At 37.8% G+C, this 20025-nt stretch carries 21 protein-coding genes and 1 tRNA gene; 14 read left to right on the top strand and 8 right to left on the bottom strand.

What is annotated here, in order from left to right:
• Nucleotides 1–201: hypothetical protein (locus tag EA341_RS02070; RefSeq protein WP_293011019.1), on the bottom strand; the 201-nt coding region annotated here is incomplete at its 3' end.
• A gap of 110 nt (nucleotides 202–311) precedes the next feature.
• Between EA341_RS02070 and EA341_RS02065 the strand changes: the two genes are divergently transcribed.
• Both EA341_RS02065 and EA341_RS02060 read left to right on the top strand, forming a co-directional pair.
• Nucleotides 312–572, top strand: coding sequence for a hypothetical protein (locus tag EA341_RS02065; RefSeq protein ID WP_293011018.1), 261 nt, complete (start codon nucleotides 312–314; stop codon nucleotides 570–572).
• A 15-nt stretch (nucleotides 573–587) separates the two neighbouring features.
• The gene (locus EA341_RS02060) at nucleotides 588–815 is read left to right on the top strand and encodes a hypothetical protein (protein WP_293011017.1); all 228 of its coding nucleotides are present in this window, start codon (nucleotides 588–590) and stop codon (nucleotides 813–815) included.
• Nucleotides 816–1125: 310 nt separating this feature from the next.
• Here EA341_RS02060 and EA341_RS02055 read toward each other — a convergent pair whose 3' ends face one another.
• The gene (locus EA341_RS02055; RefSeq protein ID WP_293011016.1) at nucleotides 1126–1797 is read right to left on the bottom strand and encodes a hypothetical protein; all 672 of its coding nucleotides are present in this window, start codon (nucleotides 1795–1797) and stop codon (nucleotides 1126–1128) included.
• Between the two features lie 161 nt (nucleotides 1798–1958).
• The gene (locus tag EA341_RS02050; RefSeq protein ID WP_293011015.1) at nucleotides 1959–3047 is read right to left on the bottom strand and encodes an AAA family ATPase; all 1089 of its coding nucleotides are present in this window, start codon (nucleotides 3045–3047) and stop codon (nucleotides 1959–1961) included.
• Nucleotides 3048–3205: 158 nt separating this feature from the next.
• Here EA341_RS02050 and EA341_RS02045 point away from each other — a divergent pair, with 158 nt between their 5' ends.
• The 5 genes from EA341_RS02045 to EA341_RS02025 all read left to right on the top strand — a co-directional run bounded on the left by EA341_RS02045 (nucleotide 3206) and on the right by EA341_RS02025 (nucleotide 7024).
• The gene (locus EA341_RS02045) at nucleotides 3206–4105 is read left to right on the top strand and encodes a WYL domain-containing protein (protein WP_293011014.1); all 900 of its coding nucleotides are present in this window, start codon (nucleotides 3206–3208) and stop codon (nucleotides 4103–4105) included.
• A gap of 387 nt (nucleotides 4106–4492) precedes the next feature.
• Nucleotides 4493–5323 (top strand): 3-keto-5-aminohexanoate cleavage protein, encoded by an 831-nt coding sequence (locus EA341_RS02040; protein WP_293011013.1) that lies wholly within the window; start codon nucleotides 4493–4495, stop codon nucleotides 5321–5323.
• The gene (locus tag EA341_RS02035) at nucleotides 5320–5967 is read left to right on the top strand and encodes an acetyltransferase (RefSeq protein WP_293011012.1); all 648 of its coding nucleotides are present in this window, start codon (nucleotides 5320–5322) and stop codon (nucleotides 5965–5967) included. The genes EA341_RS02040 and EA341_RS02035 overlap by 4 nt, the downstream gene beginning before the upstream one ends.
• Before the next feature lies 1 nt (nucleotide 5968).
• Entirely contained in the window at nucleotides 5969–6814 is an 846-nt protein-coding gene (locus tag EA341_RS02030) for a glycosyltransferase (RefSeq protein WP_293011011.1), read from the top strand.
• A gap of 15 nt (nucleotides 6815–6829) precedes the next feature.
• Nucleotides 6830–7024: a hypothetical protein gene (locus EA341_RS02025; protein ID WP_293011010.1), complete on the top strand. Its 195-nt coding sequence runs from the start codon at nucleotides 6830–6832 to the stop codon at nucleotides 7022–7024.
• A 245-nt stretch (nucleotides 7025–7269) separates the two neighbouring features.
• Here the strand turns inward: EA341_RS02025 and EA341_RS02020 are convergent.
• Nucleotides 7270–7342, bottom strand: a tRNA-Met gene (locus EA341_RS02020).
• A 299-nt stretch (nucleotides 7343–7641) separates the two neighbouring features.
• Between EA341_RS02020 and EA341_RS02015 the strand changes: the two genes are divergently transcribed.
• The gene (locus EA341_RS02015; protein WP_293011009.1) at nucleotides 7642–8775 is read left to right on the top strand and encodes a DEAD/DEAH box helicase; all 1134 of its coding nucleotides are present in this window, start codon (nucleotides 7642–7644) and stop codon (nucleotides 8773–8775) included.
• Nucleotides 8776–8797: 22 nt separating this feature from the next.
• On the opposite strand, the gene EA341_RS02010 is transcribed toward EA341_RS02015, so the two are convergent.
• Both EA341_RS02010 and EA341_RS02005 read right to left on the bottom strand, forming a co-directional pair.
• Nucleotides 8798–9664, bottom strand: a complete 867-nt coding sequence (locus tag EA341_RS02010; RefSeq protein ID WP_293011021.1) for a DUF4221 family protein — start codon at nucleotides 9662–9664, stop codon at nucleotides 8798–8800.
• Nucleotides 9665–9990: 326 nt separating this feature from the next.
• A complete protein-coding gene (locus EA341_RS02005; RefSeq protein ID WP_293011008.1) occupies nucleotides 9991–11280 on the bottom strand; it encodes a sterol desaturase family protein in 1290 nt (429 codons plus the stop codon).
• Between the two features lie 605 nt (nucleotides 11281–11885).
• Between EA341_RS02005 and argB the strand changes: the two genes are divergently transcribed.
• Genes argB through argJ form a run of 4 tightly spaced genes read left to right on the top strand, consistent with a single transcriptional unit; the run spans nucleotide 11886 to nucleotide 16174 of the window.
• Nucleotides 11886–12710, top strand: a complete 825-nt coding sequence (argB, locus tag EA341_RS02000) for an acetylglutamate kinase (RefSeq protein ID WP_293011007.1) — start codon at nucleotides 11886–11888, stop codon at nucleotides 12708–12710.
• A gap of 2 nt (nucleotides 12711–12712) precedes the next feature.
• Nucleotides 12713–13909 (top strand): aspartate aminotransferase family protein, encoded by a 1197-nt coding sequence (locus EA341_RS01995; RefSeq protein WP_293011006.1) that lies wholly within the window; start codon nucleotides 12713–12715, stop codon nucleotides 13907–13909.
• Nucleotides 13906–14949 carry an N-acetyl-gamma-glutamyl-phosphate reductase gene (argC, locus tag EA341_RS01990; protein ID WP_293011005.1) on the top strand — a complete coding sequence of 348 codons (1044 nt, stop codon included), beginning with the start codon at nucleotides 13906–13908 and terminating at the stop codon, nucleotides 14947–14949. The genes EA341_RS01995 and argC overlap by 4 nt, the downstream gene beginning before the upstream one ends.
• Before the next feature lie 10 nt (nucleotides 14950–14959).
• Complete coding sequence (argJ, locus tag EA341_RS01985) at nucleotides 14960–16174, top strand: bifunctional glutamate N-acetyltransferase/amino-acid acetyltransferase ArgJ (protein ID WP_293011020.1); 1215 nt, start codon at nucleotides 14960–14962, stop codon at nucleotides 16172–16174.
• Between the two features lie 258 nt (nucleotides 16175–16432).
• On the opposite strand, the gene EA341_RS01980 is transcribed toward argJ, so the two are convergent.
• Complete coding sequence (locus EA341_RS01980) at nucleotides 16433–16855, bottom strand: VOC family protein (protein WP_293011004.1); 423 nt, start codon at nucleotides 16853–16855, stop codon at nucleotides 16433–16435.
• A gap of 63 nt (nucleotides 16856–16918) precedes the next feature.
• Between EA341_RS01980 and EA341_RS01975 the strand changes: the two genes are divergently transcribed.
• Both EA341_RS01975 and EA341_RS01970 read left to right on the top strand, forming a co-directional pair.
• On the top strand, nucleotides 16919–17827 hold the full coding sequence (locus EA341_RS01975; protein ID WP_293011003.1) for a patatin-like phospholipase family protein: 909 nt from the start codon (nucleotides 16919–16921) through the stop codon (nucleotides 17825–17827).
• Complete coding sequence (locus EA341_RS01970) at nucleotides 17805–18428, top strand: bifunctional 2-polyprenyl-6-hydroxyphenol methylase/3-demethylubiquinol 3-O-methyltransferase UbiG (protein WP_293011002.1); 624 nt, start codon at nucleotides 17805–17807, stop codon at nucleotides 18426–18428. The genes EA341_RS01975 and EA341_RS01970 overlap by 23 nt, the downstream gene beginning before the upstream one ends.
• An 11-nt stretch (nucleotides 18429–18439) precedes the next feature.
• On the opposite strand, the gene crtD is transcribed toward EA341_RS01970, so the two are convergent.
• The gene (gene crtD, locus EA341_RS01965; RefSeq protein ID WP_293011001.1) at nucleotides 18440–19903 is read right to left on the bottom strand and encodes a 1-hydroxycarotenoid 3,4-desaturase CrtD; all 1464 of its coding nucleotides are present in this window, start codon (nucleotides 19901–19903) and stop codon (nucleotides 18440–18442) included.
• Nucleotides 19904–20025: the final 122 nt, after the last annotated feature.

Raw genomic sequence — 20025 nt, 5'->3', positions numbered from 1 at the left:
ACAGCCTAAAATCACAATTGATAGAAACCGTTCAGTTTCTCCTTCATTCAAAATAAAATCCCCTTTGTTGTATTTTCTTATTTTAAAACCTTGTTTAAAAACTTCCCACTGTTCCTTTGTTAATGGCAAATAGTCATATAGCAGCTTCCTGGCTTCATTAAGATGATGCCTGTATTCTTCATCTGTAAGTACTCTCTCCATAAAGGTCTGAAGTTCAGTAAGGTTTCAAGTTAAGCATTAACTTAACATAGGTCAATTTTCAGATTAGTTTGTGCCAATACCTTTGTCAAACAAACTAAACAAGATGAAAAATGAAAATTCAATTTACGTTCGGAAACCTAAAAGGGCTTTATCTGATTGCATATCTTTTGCTCTTTGGTGGGCTTTTGAGGCTATTTGCAGGTCTCTATGACTTCTTGAAAGTCCAATCAAAATTAGACCTTCTTGAAAAATTCGATTTCTTAGTTGAAAATGCCCTTTTATTTGGCCTCAATGGGTTGATCTTATTCCTAATCTTAAAATGGGTCGCTGTAAACTTAAGAGGTAAAGATTTTGAATTAAGCTTAAAATAATAATCAGTAAAATAAATGAAAAATTCAGAATATAACTCCGCAAGACCTTTTCTAAATGTCCTTTCTTACATATTCCTAGGGTGTGGAATAGTTCTTATTTGTTTGGAAATACTGACTTTCTTTAAATCAGAAGATTATTCATTCATGGACGCCAGTGACAAATATTTCATGACAATCCTAATGTTGGTTTGGTATGTAGGATTAAGGTATTGGAATAAAAAAGGTGAAAATACAGGAAAATAGGAATCATTTTTTTTAAAAGCTTTAATGGATAAGTAGAAGACAAAAAAAAGGATACCATTTCCAGTATCCTTCGTAGTAGCGGGAACAGGGCTAATTCGGTTAATTACAAATCAATAATTTTTAGGAAACAACGTAGGTGCAATACTTTATAATTTTTAAGCTGTTTTCAATGCTTTCCTTTAAATCCGTGATGTTGGAATTTGTCTACCTGATTTTCATTCTTGAGGCCAGTAATCATTTTTATAGGTTTGTAGATAATTGATTGAATCGCATTTAAATAATAAGATTGCCATTTTTGAAAAGGGTATATTTAGATGTGATATTTATTTAAGTATACTTTATCTAACTCCAATATCTTTGATATCATCCGCATCATCTCTATATCAGCTTTCGCATAAGCAGATCTAATACAGAGATTTCCATATAATTTCCGGATTCGCTCATGTGGAAAGATTTGAAGATCACATAAATTTCCCGAAAAATCAGAACACAGTTTGGCATCCTTCATCCTTTTACTCCCTTCGAATTCAAAAGGCAATGAAAAGACGAATTTGGCTTCCATACCTTTCTTAATCACATACTTTGACATGGCCTGGAAATGTGTTGTTCCTGTATAGCTACCCAGCGCAGCAAATACAATCAGCTTCCCCTTTAGTTTATTCAAGTGCTTTATGAATGCTTCTGAGAGCATTATTTCTGGAAATGGCTCATTTTTAAGAAATTTCCTGCCTCCTAAAAGCATATATGCAGATTCAGGTGGGCAGTAAGAAATGAATTTATAGGGAATTGCTAGATTCTCCGGTTCTGAGTCATTGATAAATGTTATAGAATCCACTTTAAGATCAGAACCCTGATTTGCTATTATCCTGGTTGCTGCAGATCCCAAAACAATAAGATGGTTTTTTTTCGCCAGAAATTCTTTAAAAAGAAAAGGACTAAACACAATGGCCGGCAATACTTTTAGAAATTCTCTTGTATTCATCTTGCGAAGATCTTTACACCCTCGGCCAAAATATGGCTTACCTGAAATTTATGTTCATTTTTTTGACCAGAATTAAAGTAATATCAACGTCAGGAGCACTACAGAATCATTAAACTTAATTGAAAGAATACATAACTAAATTATACTCCATTCCAATACGCTCAAAATCCAATAGCTTTTTTCATAAGTGTCTGAGTATAATTTTCTTCTTTTTGATTATAAATTTCTGTCAAAGTCATAGGCCCATCAATGTCTCCGTTCATTCCCAACTTCTTTGAAAGCGCCTTGGCTTTTTCTATTTCCATCTCTTTGAATTCATACTTGGCGATCAACCTCCCTTTTCTTGTTAAGGCCATATCCACATTGGAAATGTCGATATTGAATGAACACACCAATTGAATATTGAGAAAATCCGAAAGCAAACCGTCTGATATATTCAATAAAGCTGAAACAGAAGGGCGATTGACGGAATCCCTACTGGCAATAATACTTTCTGCATCTTCAATCACCAAAATAGAATTGGGGTGCGAAATCAACAATTCAATAAAACCCGGGTCCACAATATATGAAGCCAGATTGGGTGGAAAAAATATAATTCTTTTTCTGACACTGCCTATGAGGTACCTTAAATAAGTCGTTTTACCGGTCCCAGGTTTTCCGTGCAACAATAGAATACCCTTGTCATTTTTTCTGCTCAGCCTTTCCTTGATCTGTTGGTGCACTTCTAAAAAGTCATTGTTATAGTTGTCCTCAATATTAAGACGGGGTTTTTGGACAGGCATCTGTTTTAGATAAAAGCCATCTTCATTTTTCATTAGGATGGAAATTTTCGGTTTCCAGGTATTCTTTTTTTTAAACCTCAACAATTGCTTTCTATAACCTTCTACTAATGCTACATCAGCATGTTTATAGTAAATCCAACTTTTGGATTCTGTATGATCCAAATTGATCATAATATCCTGCTCTAAAAAATAAAATCCATTCCCAATGAGTAATTTGCTTTTCCCTCTTTGATTGTATTTAAATAAGTAATGTTCTTGAAATTTATCCGAGAGATTTTTTAAAATCCAATCATTTGCCCTATAGCAATTCATTCCATGATCGGTTATCGCATGGGGGATATATCCAAAATGGGAGAGGTAAACTATAATAGGATTTATCGTATAGTCCTTATATATTTCAGATAGTCTAACCTTATCCGAATTACCTTTCAGATCAATTTTGATAGATTCTTGGTTAACTTTTGTCATTTTTTTGATTTGATTTTGGTTAAAATATTAAGTCAATATTCTTAGGCCTTTTGACGTTTGCTCTCCTCAAAGGTCAAATCAGCCTCAGCCAAATAATGTCTTCTGTAAAAAAATAGCCTCAGACATATCTTGTCTAAGTATAAACTTATCTTTAAAGCATGAGTAAACTAGAATCACTGATCCGACAGACTGAAATCATCAAACTGGCAAAACGAAAACCCTTTGACTGGGAGACTTTGGATGATCTTCTGACAAGGAAAGAGGAAGAGTTGGATCGTAAGCTCCGAATATCCAAAAGAACTTTTCATAGGGATTTGGTTGATATTGCCTCTCTTTTCGGAATACAGATATCCTTCGATTTCAAGACCGCTCTCTATGCGATAGACCCTGAGTCCAGCAGTGAACAGCATGAAAAATTACTGGAGGCTTTTGATATGCTGCAGGTTTTCGGGCCACGAGGAAAGACTCCCCCCTACCTATTGTTTGAAGAACGCAAAGCCATAGGGACAGAATACCTATCCCCTATCATTCATGCTATAAAAGTTCAGAAGAAGATCCAGATACAATACGAAAAATATTGGCTGTGGGAATCGGAACAAAGGATCTTAAAACCTTTGGCCTTAAAGGAATTCAAACAGCGTTGGTATGTTTTGACCTTGGATGAAAAGGACAAGTTCAAAGTATTCGGCTTAGATAGAATTAAAGAATTGCAAGTATTGAATGAAACCTTTACTCCTTCCAAGACCATTGATTTCAGAGCATATTTCCGCGATGTGTTTGGCATCATCAATAGTGAAGAAAGTCCGGTAGAAGAAGTGATCCTAACCTTCACCGAGTTCAAAGGCCGCTATATCAAATCCCTTCCCCTCCACCCTAGCCAAGAAATCCTGCTGGACGATGGTCAGGTTCTCACTATACGACTCCGAGTCAAAATCGCCTATGAACTAATAGCCGAAATACTCTCACATGGTGATGAGGTGAGAGTGGATGCACCGGAAAGACTGAAGGAGTTGGTGAGGGAGAAGGCGGAGAATATCTTGCATTCAATTATCAAATAAGGGAACTTAAGAATGCATTTTTATGGCATCTCTTAATCAAAAACAAATTGATTTACTCAATTTCCCGATTGTGATTTACAATTAAATCCTTTGACATACTTTATTTATATCCGCTTCAAAATTTCCAACCCCTAAATAAAGTACGTTAGCCAATATTCAGGTAATTTACCAGCTAGGAAACAGGTAAATATTAAATTCTTCAGCCTCACTGTAATTGAAACACCTTTATTATTTTTAATTATTTGAACTTCAAATAAAACAAAATAAAGAATAAGGAAAATAATTGGAAATACATCTTCAATCCAACTTCATATTTTTCAGATTTATCATATAGGCTACTATATTAGCATTCTTGTAAAAATAAAGCCACACCTTTTCATTAGAAAAATGAATTCAAAAATTATTATTAATTTTTGCCCTACAGGCATGGTCCCTACCAAAGATACCACACCAAATGTCCCGGTTTCTGCCCAAGAAATCATTGAACAGACTCATGAGGCTTATGAGGTTGGAATCACAATCGCCCATTTACATGCCAGAAATGATGACGGGGTTCCCACATACCGTAAGAGTGTTTACCAAGAGATTTTTGAGGGAGTGCGTAAGCATTGTCCGGACTTAATCATCTGTGGAAGCAGTTCAGGCCGCAATTTCCCAGAATTTGAAAAACGATCCGAAGTCATCGAACTTCAACCGGACATGTGTTCACTGACACTTTCTTCTTTGAATTTTGCCAATCAGGCTTCTATGAACGCCCCGGAAATGGTCAAAAAATTAGCGGAAAAAATGCAAAATTATGGCGTTGTTCCCGAGCTGGAATGCTTTGATATGGGCATGATCAATTTTGGCCATTACCTAATCAAAAAAGAACTTGTCAAAGGCCCATTTTATTGGAATATCCTTTTTGGCAATATTGCAGGTTTACAGCCAAAATTCAGCCAAATCGGAATGGCTATCAATGAAATTCCTCAGGAACATTACATCGCTTTGGCCGGATTAGGCAAGCATCAACTATCGGTAAATGCTGCAGCCATTGCCTTGGGATATGGAGTGCGTGTGGGTATAGAAGACAATATCTGGTGGGATCAAGAGAGAAGCAGACATTGTTCAAATCTAGAATTGGTCAAACGAATACATCAGCTTCTTGAAATCCATGGAAAAGAGCTTTATCATCCGAAAGATTTTGGTAACAAAGGTTTTTATAACAGAAAATTATGAAGTCTGCCTCTTTACTAGGGATATCCAAAGATACAAGTGCTATCCTCTTTGATATGTTTCAAGACTTATATGGCATTTCTAAACTGGATTTTTACATCAATCAGGAAAAATATGTTGAGCCCTTTACCCCCACTTTTCAATTTCCCTATGAGGCACATCCTATAAATTCTTATTCTCAGATTTCAGGTCAGGTATTTTTTGGCGCTTCCGGCGCTTCCAATAAAAAAGCTATTTTTAATTACTTTCTTACCAAATTCCAGATTGATAGAGATAGATATCATCAATTGGTTCACCCTACCAGTTATGTGGCTCCTTCATCTGTTTTGGCAAAAGGAGTACTTATAGAACCCAATACAGTTATTGGCTCTCAAACTTCCATAGGCTTTGGGGTTTTTGTAAAAAGAGGTGCCTCTATAGGTCATCACAATACCATAGGCGACTTTACGGATATCAATCCAGGGGCTGTCCTTTCCGGTAAAGTCAATATAGGATCAGGATCTACTATAGGATCTGGAACAGTCGTAAAAGACAATATTTCTATAGGAGAAAATACAATCATTGGCATTGGAAGTGTCGTTACCAAAGACATCCCTTCCAATTGCATTGCTTTTGGAAACCCATGTAAGATTATACGGGAAATATAGCATGGAATATCTTGGACTAGACAAACCTATTTGTAAAATACAGCCTATGGTTTCCGTTCTGGTGCCGACCTTTCAACATGTAAACTATATCTCAACCTGTCTGGAAAGTATTCTATGCCAAAAAACCAATTTTCCTTATGAAATAATCATAGGAGAAGACGAAAGCACGGATGGCACTAGGGAAATATGCATGAAGTTTGCCGAAAAATATCCTGATAAAATTCGTCTGTTTCTAAGAAAGGAAGAAGATAAGATCTATATCAATGGGGTGAAGGTTGGCAGATTCAACCATTTGGAAAATTTCAAATGTGCAAGAGGTAAATATCTTGCCTATTGTGATGGGGATGATTATTGGTTAGACGAAAACAAACTTCAGCTCCAGTTTGATTTGATGCAAAAATATCCAGCAGCGAACCTCTGTGTCACCAATACCTATTTGGAGAAATCCTCTGGGGAAAGTGCAGCAGCTTTGGTAAAAGCTTTTGTTATCAATACACCTAAAAATCTAAGGAACACCGCCTATCTTGGTCATATTTCAACCTGGTTTTTCAAAAACGATGTGACTGATTTTATAAAAAACAAAATTGTCTACAAGGCTCCTGTGATGGATGTGATTTTGTTTGCCTACCTTAAAAATCGAGGTAATGTCATTTCCACACCGGAAACAACCTCATTCTATCGCTACAACAACGGAGGATTATATAGGCTTAAATCCGTCAAAAATGTGCATAAAGACCGATTTATTCTTAATTGGCTAATCTTTATCCACCTTCAAAGGAACCCTGTAATTTTCCTTCGAAATCTTACCTACCTCATTTGGAGATATTACCTGAATTTTATCAAATAAACATGGAACACTCCCGTGATTGAAAAAATGTTTGATGCCGACCTGGAAGAACTCCAAGTAGAAATGAGTGCTAACAAATACATTTCCATCACCCAAGTATGCATAGCCACAGCGACAAAAGATCTTCTATATCTTCACGAACATCGACTATTGATCACAAGAGCTGCTTGTCAGATGAAGTTTGGTTTGAATTTCCTGTATTTTAGATAATAATAATCGAACAGAAATACTTGGATATTCCTTAATTCAAATATTCCTTGACCTCTGATTCAAACTTTGTTTATGTCGCTTAAGGCTTTGGGTAGAGTTAACCCTGTTGGCTCAAGTGAGCTAAAAAATTACAAGCCATTGTAAATCTTGTCAATAGCCAGACTGTAAAGTGCATACACTGTAAAAATGGGGCTTAAAAATTTGTTGGCACAAAAAAAGGATACCGTTTCCAGTATCCTTCGTAGTAGCGGGAACAGGACTCGAACCTGTGACCTTCGGGTTATGAGCCCGACGAGCTACCAACTGCTCCATCCCGCGATATATTTTAAAGGCTTATAGCCACTTTTTCTTAGTTTGCTCAGTCGTTTACTGATATTGTGGTACAAAAGTAAGAGTTTTATTATTTCTAAGCAACATGGAATGCGAATAATCTTATAATTTCCTATCCCTTAATACAAATTCCTCTGATTGATAGAGCTTTGTATTTATTGACAAATTCCAGATTCTCTTACAATCAATGTATTTTGAAAATAAAAGTGATTCAAGTTAATACTCTATTTTTACTTAAAAAGTATCTTAAAAATTTACCCTACCTTTGTCTTAAAATCAATTTATCCATGAACTTTTCTGATCTGGGACTATCTCCCGAAATCCTCCAAGCCATCCAGAAAGCAAATTATGAGCATCCTTACCCGATTCAAATGGAAGCCATTCCTGCAATTCTCCAAAAAAGGGATGTATTGGGACTTGCACAAACAGGTTCCGGGAAAACAGCCTCTTATATTCTACCCATCTTGCAGTGGCTCCAAAAAAAGGAAGTCAATACGAGTCGAAGTGTCTCTGTTTTAGTGATTGTTCCCACGAGGGAGTTGGCAGCCCAAGTAGCCGATGTGATCAAAATCTTCAGCCAACATCTGCCAAGGAGAGTAAAAAGTGCAGCTGTTTTTGGAGGTGTTTCCATCAATCCTCAGATGATGAAGTTAAATGGAACAGACATATTGGTGGCCACCCCAGGACGCTTGTTAGACCTGGTCTCCAAGAATGCCATTTCAATTTCTGAGATCAGTACTTTGGTCTTAGATGAAGCGGATAAAGTGTTGAATCTGGGATTCAAAGAGGAAGTGGATGAGATATTATCACGCTTACCCAAGAAGAGGCAAAATATCCTCTTCTCTGCGACTATGGAAGATTCTGTTGAGCTTTTGGTAAATAAACTGCTTCACAATCCGCTCAAAATAGAAATCAAACCTGAAGAAATCACTCCTGACCTGATTTCACAAACAGCTTATTTGGTATCTCAGGAGAGAAAAGGGCCTCTCTTGAGACATTTGATTGAAGATGGCAATTGGCATCAGGTATTGGTTTTTACATCTTCTATCCGAGCAGCTGAAAACCTGACAGCAAAACTGAATAAAAACGGGATTCAGGCAATGGCTTTTCACGGAGATAAAAGTCAGGGGTCAAGAACCGAATCATTGAAACAATTTAAAGGAGGTACACTGAGAGTGCTCGTTGCTACTGATTTGGCAGCACGTGGCATTGATATACAATCCTTACCATACGTAGTCAATTTCGAATTGCCCAGATCTCCAAAAGATTATATCCACCGTATTGGCCGAACAGGAAGAGCAGGGCAGGAAGGCAATGCCATTTCCTTGATTACCGAAGAAGACAGACATCATTGGAAAGTAATCCAGAAAAAAATGAAAAGATGGGTGGAGCTGGTTGACTCGGAGAATCTTGAGTTATAAATCACAAAATATAACTCAAAGATCAAATAGAAACCTGCAACCTGATGAAACTCACCTCATCTTCCACATTTTCAAACATCCAGATCATGCCGTCTTTGACAAAATGAAAATTGGGGCTTTTGCTTAGTTGTGGTATTTGAATTTCATGCAAAATTTTGAAATCTCTATCCATAATTATCAGAAAAACCTCTGCATTTGGTAATGACTCTTTATCATCAGACTTTTTTTTGTAGGCAAATCTGTAAAAAACTTCGCTTTCCACATCCCATACAGGATGGCTGTAGTTAATTTCCTGCTGTAGTCTATTAAAATCTGTCTCAAATTCTTCTCTGCTATTATACCTATCTGAAAGTTTACCATTCATCTTTTTAGGTATTTTTTGATGATCTATTTCAACAACTTCAAATTCTCCGTTACTATAACGTACCAATGAAGATCTAACATTAGCACTAACCAAAACCTGGGACTTCCAAGTGTCCACATGAAACCAGTATGCATAGGCCGGCATATCATAATTCGGTGTGGTAATTACCGACTTGAAATCTGAAATTTTAAACCAATTATTAATATCATAAGTATTCAGCACTTGATCCTCCACCTTCCAGACTCCAAGCCTACTTTCATTTGATCCATCTGGATTCCAAAGGGTCAAATCACCAAAAATGGAAACTGGACTTTGGTCAAAAACCAAACTGTTATTTATGGAAACAGGAATGTCAAACAAGGCGTCAAATTCATTTAAATCTATGTCTTTTTGTTTTTCTCCATATAAATTAAAAATTCCAAACCTCCTCCCTCTACTACCTGCAAAAAACAGGTCATTTCCCAAAAGATTGAAATCATACACCATCTCCCCCACTCCGTCAGGACCTTCTTTTTCCAATATAATCCTCTCCTTGAATCCAGCTTATCTAAGTCCAAAACTTCAATGGATGGCGTTCTAGAATCGAAATTATATAACAAGCTCTTGTCAGCTGAAAAATCAGAAACACTGAGATTATTGAATACAAAAATATTCTCTCCTTTGGAATCCAAGTACACTGTGTCAATTTCAATTTGGAGGTCGTGATTGCTGAAAGATTGATTGGAAGTATTGCTACTGCATGCCATCCAAAAAATTGGAAAAAACAATAAAAAGACTTGTCTCATAAACACCATGATTATGAAATAAAACTAAGGGTATTTTAATTAAAAACAATTACTTTTAGTTCTGATTCATCTTCCTGCAGCAATCGTCTGCTGGGCAATACTTTCTGATTTTTGTCCTGCCTCTTTGTATACAAATCTAAAAGTCATAATAGCCGAAATCATCAAAAATCCCAAAACGAATAAATCTGCACCGGGGATCAGTTCCTGAAGTCCAAACCACCCTCCATTCCACAAATACAAACCTATACCCATGGTCAATCTGACCAATTCAGCAGGAATAGCTATTTTAGACTTGTCCATCAGGCTGGTGTAGGCAAATATTGACACCATCATAAAAACGGAATACAGCATCACCTCCAGGTATTGGAAATTAACAAAGCTGATCAATACGTGGAATACCATACCAAAGGCCACAAGCATTTGCACCCACGACCAAATCTGTAAAGATTTTGAAGGAGAAGAATCATACTTCACCTGATCAAATGCATTTTTCCAATAAGCCCAAGGATATTTTTCCGCTACATCTGCCGGTCTCCAACCTGTTGGCATAAACCATATGCGCAACTTGTCCTTCCAACTTTTAGTCCTCCAAGCATCTTGAATCAAGGCCCAAAAATGCACATAATTAATGATCAGTGGATTCCAGGTATTCACAGGTTTTTTTACTCCGTATACAGGAGGTTCCTCTTCCAATTCCTCCTGAAAGGTCCCAAAAAGCTTATCCCAAAAGATGAAAATCTGGGAAAGGTTCTTGTCCAAATAAATATCGTTGATTGCATGATGTACCCTATGGTGTGAGGGAGTGACGAGTATATACTCCAAAAAACCCATTTTCCCAATCAACCTGGTATGGTACCAAAACTGGGCAAAAAGATGAATAGGCGCAATGATCGCCACAACCTCAGCGGGAATTCCCAAAAATGCCATTGGAATATATAAAAAGAAATAAATACCAATGATTGCTGAAATGGACTGTCTTAATGCACAACTCAGGTTAAACTCCTCTGAACTGTGATGCACAATATGCCTGTTCCAAAAGGCATTTACTTTATGGTCGAATCTATGGCTCCAATATCCAACAAAATCAATCCCTATAAAAGCCAAAACATATACGAGCCAAGTACTTTTAATTTCAAATATCCCTACCTTATCAACGAGCCATGCATAAGAAATTATGGCGATGGAAAGCCCCATAAGATTTTTTAGGGTATTTGTCATCCCTGAACTCAAGCTGGAAATAGTGTCCATTCCTCTATTGACCTGCTTTTTCATTCTTCTGGCAGCAACCTCCTCTATAACTATAAGAAGAAGAAAAAAAGGGATTGCGAAAGAAAGGGCTTTTGCGTAAAGTTCCATGGGCTTACTTAATTGTCCTTACAAAATAAGGTGGATACAGTTCAAATTCAAGTTTCAGAAAGCTAAAATAAAAGAAGGGGGGATAAAAAGTCAGTTAGTAAACAATTCCCCCCTTGGTCTCCGTAAAATTTAATACAGCTTAAAAATCATTTAATCACCCAATATAAAATTACAGTTAAACTCAATATCAAAAAATACCATGTACACGGTATTTTTCACTCCAAACACATTTTTTTTTACTATATTTTCTTTGTTTAATTCTTTAAATTGAATTTTCCCCATTTCAAAAAAACCCCGAAAATATGCGCTAGTGAAAATCGAAAGATAATTCATGGAAAGGAAGTTTGGTTTACTATAGGTTAGAATGACACTGACAAATTAACAATCAATACTGCCAAATAAAGTATTTTTAGACATATTCATAGACTCAATTAGACCTTTTGAAGGAATTTAAATGAAAAGCCAAAATAACAACATTATTTCCCCGCCATGGAATGATATTTGTTTTTAAAGTATAAAACAAAATTAAAAATGATTTTTTCAAAATTTTATTCTAAAAAGTAGGATAAAGTATTTCCAAAAACATCAACAAAACCAAAAATACTATGCAAGCCTCAAAGCTTCTCATCAAATACGGTGGGAATGCAATGATTAATGCTTCCCTGCAAAACAAGATTGCAGAAGTCATCTACAAATTAAAAAGCCAAGGCCATCAGGTCTGTGTGGTACATGGAGGAGGTCCATTCATAAATCAATCCCTTAGCAGCGCTGATATCACGTCAGAATTTATTCAGGGTCAGCGGAAAACAAGCCCTGAAGCCATGTCCGAAATTCAAAAAACCCTCATTGGAGAGGTAAATGCTAATCTCGTAGTAGCATTTAATAAAGCCGGCGCAAAAGCTGTAGGGCTATCGGGATTGGATGCAAACATGGTTGTTACCACACCAAAGGAAGTACAAATCCAGGCTGAAAATGGCAGTATAAGTATAGCTAAATTGGGTCGAGTTGGTGAAATTAGCAATATCACTCCGGGGTTGACTGAACACTTGATGCAGAGCGAATATGTTCCCTTAATCGCATGTGTAGCGGCTGATTCGGAAGGTAATAGCATGAACGTCAATGCTGATGATTTTGCAGGAGCCATGGCTGCAGCTATTCAAGCTGATTTTTACATCTCTCTTACAGATGTTGATGGACTCTATGAAGACTATCCAAACCCCGATTCAATCATTTCTTCCATAAGTTTAAATGAACTGCCATCTCTCTATGGACAAATTATCCAAGGAGGCATGATTCCAAAAATTCAGTCATGTGAAAAAGCCCTGCGCCACGGAGTGAAAAATGTATTGATACTCAATGGCACCAAACCTCAACAGTTGGAGGATTTCTTCAATAAAGGGATTAAATCAGGAACAACCTTAACACATTAGAAATGGAAAATAAAGATTTACATATCAAAGATCAGCAATTTTATCTCCCTACATTCAAGCGTATTCCATTGACCTTCATCAAAGGTCTTGGTTCAAGGCTTTGGGACATAGAAAATAAAGAGTATATAGACTTACTTGCCGGAATTGCTGTAAACAACGTAGGGCACTGTCATCCCAAAGTAGTCAAAGCCATTCAGGAACAGGCCGCGGACCTGATGCATATTTCCAATTTTTTTGTAAGTCCTCCCCAAGTAGCATTATCTGAATTACTGGTAAATATATCTGGGCTCGATAGGGTGTTTTTCACAAATAGTGGTGCTGAATCAGTAGAAGGTGCCATCAAAATTGCAAGAAGGTATGCGCATAGTAAAGGACGTGGTGGTAAGATTATCTCAATGGAAAACTCATTCCACGGCAGAACACTGGCTACCATCGCAACCGGACAGCCAAAATATCAAGAGGGTTTTGGTCCTATGCCGGGAGGTTTTGTGCAGGTTCCTTTCAATAATATCGAGGCTATCAAAAAAGAAATCTCCGATGAAGTTGCAGCCATAATATTAGAACCCATACAAGGCGAAGGAGGAATCAGACCTGCAGAATCAGCTTATTTGAAAGCAGTCAAGGATCTTTGTGAGAAACACGACATTGTATTAATTTTTGATGAAATTCAATCAGGAATAGCCCGAACAGGAGAGTGGTTTGCCAAAGACATTTTTGGTATTCAACCGGATATCATGACCCTGGCTAAAGGGCTTGGAGGCGGAATGCCTATAGGTGCTTTTCTTTGCAATGAAAAAATAGCAAATGCTATTCAGTTTGGAGATCACGGGACAACATTTGGCGGCAATCCTCTTTCAACAGCTGCCGCATTAGCTACCCTGACGGTCATTGTGGAAGAAAAGCTTATTGCCGCAGCCAAAACAAAGGGGGCTTGGCTGAAAACAAAATTAACTGAATTAAAAAGTCAAACGGGACTGATCAAAGAAGTTCGGGGCGAAGGTCTCATGCTTGGAGTGGAATTACATATTCCTGCAGCAGAATTGGTACAGAGGCTATTAAAAGCTGGCTTTATTGCCAATGCTACAGCAGTAAACGTCTTGCGCTTAGTGCCACCTTTGAATATTCCGATTGAAGATTTAGAGCAATTTTTAGAGGTACTCGAAGAAGAAATGAAAAAACTTGAAATTGAAAAGAAATGAAAACTTCAACATATAAAGTAGCCATAGTAGGTGCTTCTGGGTTTACGGGATCAGAACTGACCCGCCTACTTTCAGGACACCCGAACGTGGAAATTGCACATATTACATCTGAAAGCCATGCTGGCAAGCCTTTTTCGGCACTTCATCCACAGTTTTTGAATATTGTGGATAAGACGCTTGAAAAGGCTTCTGTAGTAGACGATGCTGAATTGGATATCATCTTCCTTGCTCTCCCGCACGGGGTATCCATGGAATTTGTAAAGCGCTGGAAAGATAAAAAATCTAAAATAATTGATTTGTCCGGTGATTTCAGATTAAGTTCACCAGAAGTATACGAATCTTGGTATCAAAAAAATCATAGCTTTCAAGAAGGTTTTGGAAAAGCAGTTTATGGTTTGCCGGAACTAAAAGCCGAGGAAGTCAAAAATAGTAATTTGATCGCCAATCCAGGTTGTTATCCTACAGCTTCGATTTTAAGTGTAGCTCCCCTATTTGCTGCTGATTTGGTAGAAGCAGATTCTTTGATCATTGATGCTAAATCAGGATTGACTGGAGCGGGAATCAAAGCAAGTGAAACTACTCATTTTTCGAATGTAAATGATAATTTCAAGGCTTATGGAATTGGGGTACACAGGCATACTGTAGAAATTGAAGAACAGCTTTCTTCTCTTTCCGGAAAAAAAGTAAGGATACAATTCACTCCCCATTTGATCCCTGCTGACAGGGGAATTTTGGTAACCGCCTACGCAAGGCCCAATCAGGAAATGAATTCTAAAAAGTTATTTGATATTTATAACGACTTTTACAAAGACAAACCATTTGTAAGGGTGAGAAATACTGGACCTAGTATAAAAGATGTCAGAGGAAGTCATTATTGTGATGTTTTCCCTTATTGGGACAGTAGAACAGAAAGGATAATCAGCATTGCTGCCATTGACAATTTACTCAAAGGTGCTGCGTCGGAAGCTGTACACAATATGAACCTGATGCTTGGTCTAGAAGAGCGATCAGGGTTGAACCAAATCCCATTAAGACCATAATATCATGAGTATGATAAAAAATATTGCTAGTGTAAGAGGCATCAAATGTTGGGGTGCCCATACAGGTGTCAAGTCAATGAGACGGGACCTAGCCATCATTTATTCTGAAGTACCAGCAGCGGCAGCAGCGGTCTTTACGCAAAATAAAGTGCGTGCCGAACCTGTAGAAATCAGTGAACGAAACGTCAAAATCAACAACAGAGCTCAGGTAATTATCTGCAATGCAGGAAATGCCAATGCCTGTACAGGAGAGCAAGGTCGTCTAGGTGCTGAAGCTATGGTCAAGACTACGGCTAAAATGCTTGGCATACCCGAAGAAGATGTAATCGTTGCATCTACCGGAATCATAGGAGAACCCTTTCCCACGGAAGACGTGGTCAAAGGGTTGGAACAAAATATCCCAAAACTTTCCAACAATACAAAGGCAGGGTCCTTTGTCGCTAATGCGATATTGACTACGGATACTTTTGCAAAAGAGGGTTTTGTAGAGTTTAAACACGATGGTAAGACCATTAATATGGGAGGCATAGCAAAAGGTTCGGGAATGATTCATCCCAACATGGCAACCATGTTAAGTTTCATTGTCACGGACATCTCAATTGATGAAAAGCTGCTAGATCAAGCCCTTCGCTATTGTGTGGACAGAACTTTCAATATGATTACAGTAGATGGGGACACTTCTACCAATGATATGGTAGCTATTATGGCCAACGGGATGGCAGAAAACAAAAAAATTACTACAGAAAGCGATCCAGGTTATATTATTTTCAGGGAGAAATTGCTGGAAATTCTTACCCATCTAGCGAAACTCATAGTATCAGATGGAGAGGGAGCCTCCAAATTCATCGAATATAAAGTTTCAAAAGCCCGTTCGGGAGATGTTGCCAGGAAATTGGTAAGGGCAATTTCAGATTCTACATTGGTAAAAACAGCTATGTTTGGTAGGGATCCAAATTGGGGAAGAATCATCGCTGCCTGTGGAAATGCAGGCGTGAATTTCAATTATAGCAAAGTCAATCTTTTTGTAGGAGACAAGGAAAAGCTGGTGCCTGTTTTAGAAAAAGGTCAACCAGTAGATTTTGACAAGAACTTCGTAAAAAAACTTCTCAGAGATTCCCACATAAGGGTGTACCTGGAGTTGAACACAGGAGCAGAAACTGGAATAGGGTGGGGAACTGACTTGACCACAGACTATGTGATGTTCAATTCGGTGTACACGACTTGATAGGAGTTGACAATTTGACTTTAGTAGTCGAAATACCTTGCGTGAAGACATGAACCGTCATATCAAACCTTTGGGGTCTTTAAGTCCCCAAAGGTTTTTTTATATTTGATGCGATTTGAATTATTTCATATGCGACAGTCCTGAGAGCGTAGCGATTTGGGAGATTTACCAAGCACTTTATCATCAAAACCAATTCTTCCTAGTGAAAAAACTGTTCATGAAGACTCGAACGGCAGCGGTTTATTTTTTGACTTAAAATTACTTTGCAAAAATCTGTGACTCATCCTGAAATGCTTTAAATTCCAAAGCATTTCCAGAAGGATCTAAGAAAAACATGGTCGCTTGTTCTCCTACTTCACCTTTGAATCTGATGTAAGGTTCAATGATGAATTCTATATTATGTGCTTTCAGTTTATCCGCAAGGTCATGCCATTCGTCCCAGGGTAAAATTGCCCCAAAATGTCTGACAGGAACATTCTTACCATCAACTTGATTGGACTCTGCCTGATGAAGTTCCTCGGGTTTGACATGGGCAGAAAGCTGATGCCCGAAAAAATTAAAGTCTATCCACTTTTCTGTGGACCTACCGATCGCACAACCTAAAAGATCTCCATAGAAAGACCTTGTCTCCTCAATGTCTCTGATAGGAAAAGCTAAATGAAAGGGTTTAAATTGGCTCATAATAACTAATTTCGTAAAGTAAATTTGTATTCAATTTTCGGAATTTAAAAATCTATTTTATTTATGGTTAAGAAAACTGTTTCATTGGTGCTGTCTAGCGGAGGCGCAAGAGGGATGGCGCATATCGGTGCCATCGAGGCATTAGAGGAAGCAGGGTTTGAGATTGTTTCCATTGCAGGCTGTTCCAGCGGCGCACTCGTAGGAGGCATTTATGCAACAGGACAATTGAATACTTTCAAAAACTGGATCTGTAACCTAGATAAAATTGATGTTTTCTCATTAATGGATTTTACGATTTCAAGAAAAGGATTTATAAAAGGGGAAAAAGTCTTTAACGCACTGAAGCATATTGTTGCAGATTGCGAAATTGAAACACTAAAAATCCCCTTTGCCTGCAATGCAGTCCAAATCCCAAGCGGGGAGGAAAAAATATTTTCTTCAGGTAGCCTATTTGATGCCATTCGAGCCTCCAGCTCCATCCCAACTGTACTCACTCCATCAAAAATCGGGGAAGATGAATTTATAGACGGGGGAATCATCAACCCAATCCCATTCAATCTGATCAAGCCTACTGAGCGAGGAAATTTATTGGTAGTCGTAGACCTGAATGGTCCAAAATCAGCTTTTGTTCCTCCTTCAGCAAAAGAAAAAAAGGAAAGCAATCTTAAACTCCCATTTTGGCTTGCAGATTATCAGAAGAAATTCTCCAATTACTTTTATTCAGAGCAAAAAGAAGAAAAACCAAAAGGATTGAGTTCTGTTGAATTGCTGAATTTTTCTTTTGACTTGATTCAGGACAAACTCTCTGAAATGGTCATCAGACAGTATGATATTGACCTACTTGTGGAAATTTCCAGGGAACAGGCTGGAACTCTTGAATTTCACCGGGCAGCAGAATTGATTGAAATTGGAAAGAAAAAAATGCAAAAAGCCATCAAAAAACTTGAAAGTGGACATAAAAGAACTCAATAACCTACTTGGAAATATTGATATTTACCTGCTTGACCAAATCCTCAAAGGAAGGTTTACCAAAGAAATGAAAATCCTTGATGCAGGATGCGGAGAGGGTAGAAATTGTATCTTCTTTCTACAACAAGGTTATCAGATTTTTGGGGTAGATGCAGACCCTGTTGCGGTTCAAATGGCTAAAATCTATGCCAGTACCATTAACAAGGAATATGACCTGCATAGATTCCAGAGAACATTAGTCCAGGATATGCCCTTTCATGAGGCTGCTTTCGATGCTGTCATCAGTTCAGCAGTTCTTCATTTTGCAAAGAATAAAGAGGAGTTCTTCAAAATGCTTGGTGAAATGCTGCGTGTATTGAAACCCGGTGGGTATTTATTTATCCGAACTTGTACCGATAGGGATGGAATTCTAAAAAACGCACCCCATCTAGGAGGAGGCGTATATTTGCTTCCTGATGATTCTGAAAGATTTATTCTCACGGAGCAAATTGAACAAGAAATGGTTGAACAATATGGTTTACAATATCTGGAACATCCGAAAAGTGTGGCTGTTCATGGCCAAAGGTCAATGGGGGTTTATATTTTTTCGAAACCAGAAAATTAATGAATCAGTAATCAATCTATCATTTCGGTCATAATTTTGGCAGAAAGCAGGCAGAGCGGAATTCCTCCACCAGGGTGCACACTACCGCCACAGAAATACAGGTTTTTGATATTTGAGCTAAAATTCGCATGTCGGAGAAAAGCTGCATACCTGTTATTGGAACTGTTCCCATATAAGGCACCTTGGGCACTTGAAGTTTTGGACTCTATGGTTCTTGGCTCCAAAATTTCTTCCACTTCTATCAAAGGCTCAATATCCGTATTTAGAGTTCTATTGATCTTTTTGATTATATTTTTTCTAGCCATCTGAATCAAGTTATCCCAATCTTGCCCTTTATTATTGGGTACATTGATCATGGTAAACCAATTCATACAACCTTCAGGAGCATCATCTCTTTTGCAAACTGAAGTGATATTGATATAGACTGTAGGATCTTCATAGACACTGCCTTGATTGAAAATATGGTCGAATTCTTTTTTATAGTCATTAGAAAAAAGAATATTGTGCAGGTCCAATTCCGGAAATTCCTTTTTGATTCCCCAATAAAAAATCAACGCAGAACTTGACTTGGGTTGTTCCAATAACTTCCTAGGTTGCTTTTGTTTTTGAAGAATCGTTTTATAGGCATTGACCATATCCATATTGTTGACTATGATATCTGCCGGGTGGATTTCATTGTTGACCAATACACCGGAAGCTTTGCCTTTCTCCACCACGACCTCTTTCACTTTAGCTTCAAAGTGAAACTCAACTCCAATGTCTTTGGCCAATTTGAATATTGAATTGGTGATATCATGCATCCCTTTATTAGGGAAAAAAGCACCTATATTAAATTCGAGATGGGGAATAATATTAAGTGTAGCTGGGGTTTGATAGGGGTTAGAACCATTATAGGTCGCATACCTATTAAAGAGCTGCACCAATTTAGGATGGTTAAAATTTTGCTCATTGGCCGCATTCATGGTTTGGAAAATACCCAGTTTACCCATCTTCAGGTAGGATTGTAAAGCTTGAGGATTGGTCCAAGTTCCCCACTTATGTAAAGACCTGTGCATGAATAAAGGCGAAAGGTGCTTATATATGTAATCAGATTTTTTGAGTGCCCTTCTGATATGAGAAGCAGGTTCGCCCAGCTTCAGCTCTACTTCTTCAGCAAACAAGTTGATATCAGCATATGCTTTAAGCGACTTTCCGTCCTCCCAAAAATAATGGCAGGTAACAGGTAATTTGATATAATCAAAATGATCTTTGGGCTCACGTCCACAGATCCTAAACAACTCTTCTATTTGTTCAGGTAAAGTAAACAAAGAAGGCCCTGCATCAAACCTGTAACCACCTATTTCAATTTCTGACAATTTTCCCCCCGGGTAGGAATTGGATTCAAATACTTCCACTGCGAAGCCTTTTGCCCGAAGCCTAACGGCCGCAGCCAAGCCTGCTATGCCTGAACCGATAATGATCGCTTTTTTACTCATGATTGATAAACCTGCTGATTGAAATATGGTTATTCACCCCGCTACTTTTCTACGCATCTAAGGTCAAAAATTTGAGCAAAAGAGCCATAAAATTTTTGAATTGGAAAAAATGATAATATTTA

The organism is Mongoliibacter sp. (genome assembly GCF_007692705.1).
GTDB lineage: Bacteria > Bacteroidota > Bacteroidia > Cytophagales > Cyclobacteriaceae > Mongoliibacter.
The sequence above is the reverse complement of the archived record's forward strand: the minus strand, read 5'-3'. Positions and strand labels throughout refer to the sequence as shown.

What these genes read in the sequence shown, in the direction of transcription:
- argB (WP_293011007.1), top strand. Translation starts at nt 11,886, where the DNA reads ATGCAAGCCTCAAAGCTTCTCATCAAATACGGTGGGAATGCAATGATT.
- EA341_RS02065 (WP_293011018.1), top strand. Translation starts at nt 312, where the DNA reads ATGAAAATTCAATTTACGTTCGGAAACCTAAAAGGGCTTTATCTGATT.
- EA341_RS01995 (WP_293011006.1), top strand. Translation starts at nt 12,713, where the DNA reads ATGGAAAATAAAGATTTACATATCAAAGATCAGCAATTTTATCTCCCT.
- EA341_RS02035 (WP_293011012.1), top strand. Translation starts at nt 5,320, where the DNA reads ATGAAGTCTGCCTCTTTACTAGGGATATCCAAAGATACAAGTGCTATC.
- EA341_RS02060 (WP_293011017.1), top strand. Translation starts at nt 588, where the DNA reads ATGAAAAATTCAGAATATAACTCCGCAAGACCTTTTCTAAATGTCCTT.
- EA341_RS01980 (WP_293011004.1), bottom strand. Translation starts at nt 16,855, where the DNA reads ATGAGCCAATTTAAACCCTTTCATTTAGCTTTTCCTATCAGAGACATT.
- EA341_RS02040 (WP_293011013.1), top strand. Translation starts at nt 4,493, where the DNA reads ATGAATTCAAAAATTATTATTAATTTTTGCCCTACAGGCATGGTCCCT.
- crtD (WP_293011001.1), bottom strand. Translation starts at nt 19,903, where the DNA reads ATGAGTAAAAAAGCGATCATTATCGGTTCAGGCATAGCAGGCTTGGCT.
- argJ (WP_293011020.1), top strand. Translation starts at nt 14,960, where the DNA reads ATGATAAAAAATATTGCTAGTGTAAGAGGCATCAAATGTTGGGGTGCC.
- EA341_RS02005 (WP_293011008.1), bottom strand. Translation starts at nt 11,280, where the DNA reads ATGGAACTTTACGCAAAAGCCCTTTCTTTCGCAATCCCTTTTTTTCTT.
- EA341_RS01975 (WP_293011003.1), top strand. Translation starts at nt 16,919, where the DNA reads ATGGTTAAGAAAACTGTTTCATTGGTGCTGTCTAGCGGAGGCGCAAGA.
- EA341_RS02055 (WP_293011016.1), bottom strand. Translation starts at nt 1,797, where the DNA reads ATGAATACAAGAGAATTTCTAAAAGTATTGCCGGCCATTGTGTTTAGT.
- EA341_RS02015 (WP_293011009.1), top strand. Translation starts at nt 7,642, where the DNA reads ATGAACTTTTCTGATCTGGGACTATCTCCCGAAATCCTCCAAGCCATC.
- EA341_RS02050 (WP_293011015.1), bottom strand. Translation starts at nt 3,047, where the DNA reads ATGACAAAAGTTAACCAAGAATCTATCAAAATTGATCTGAAAGGTAAT.
- EA341_RS02030 (WP_293011011.1), top strand. Translation starts at nt 5,969, where the DNA reads ATGGAATATCTTGGACTAGACAAACCTATTTGTAAAATACAGCCTATG.
- EA341_RS02045 (WP_293011014.1), top strand. Translation starts at nt 3,206, where the DNA reads ATGAGTAAACTAGAATCACTGATCCGACAGACTGAAATCATCAAACTG.
- argC (WP_293011005.1), top strand. Translation starts at nt 13,906, where the DNA reads ATGAAAACTTCAACATATAAAGTAGCCATAGTAGGTGCTTCTGGGTTT.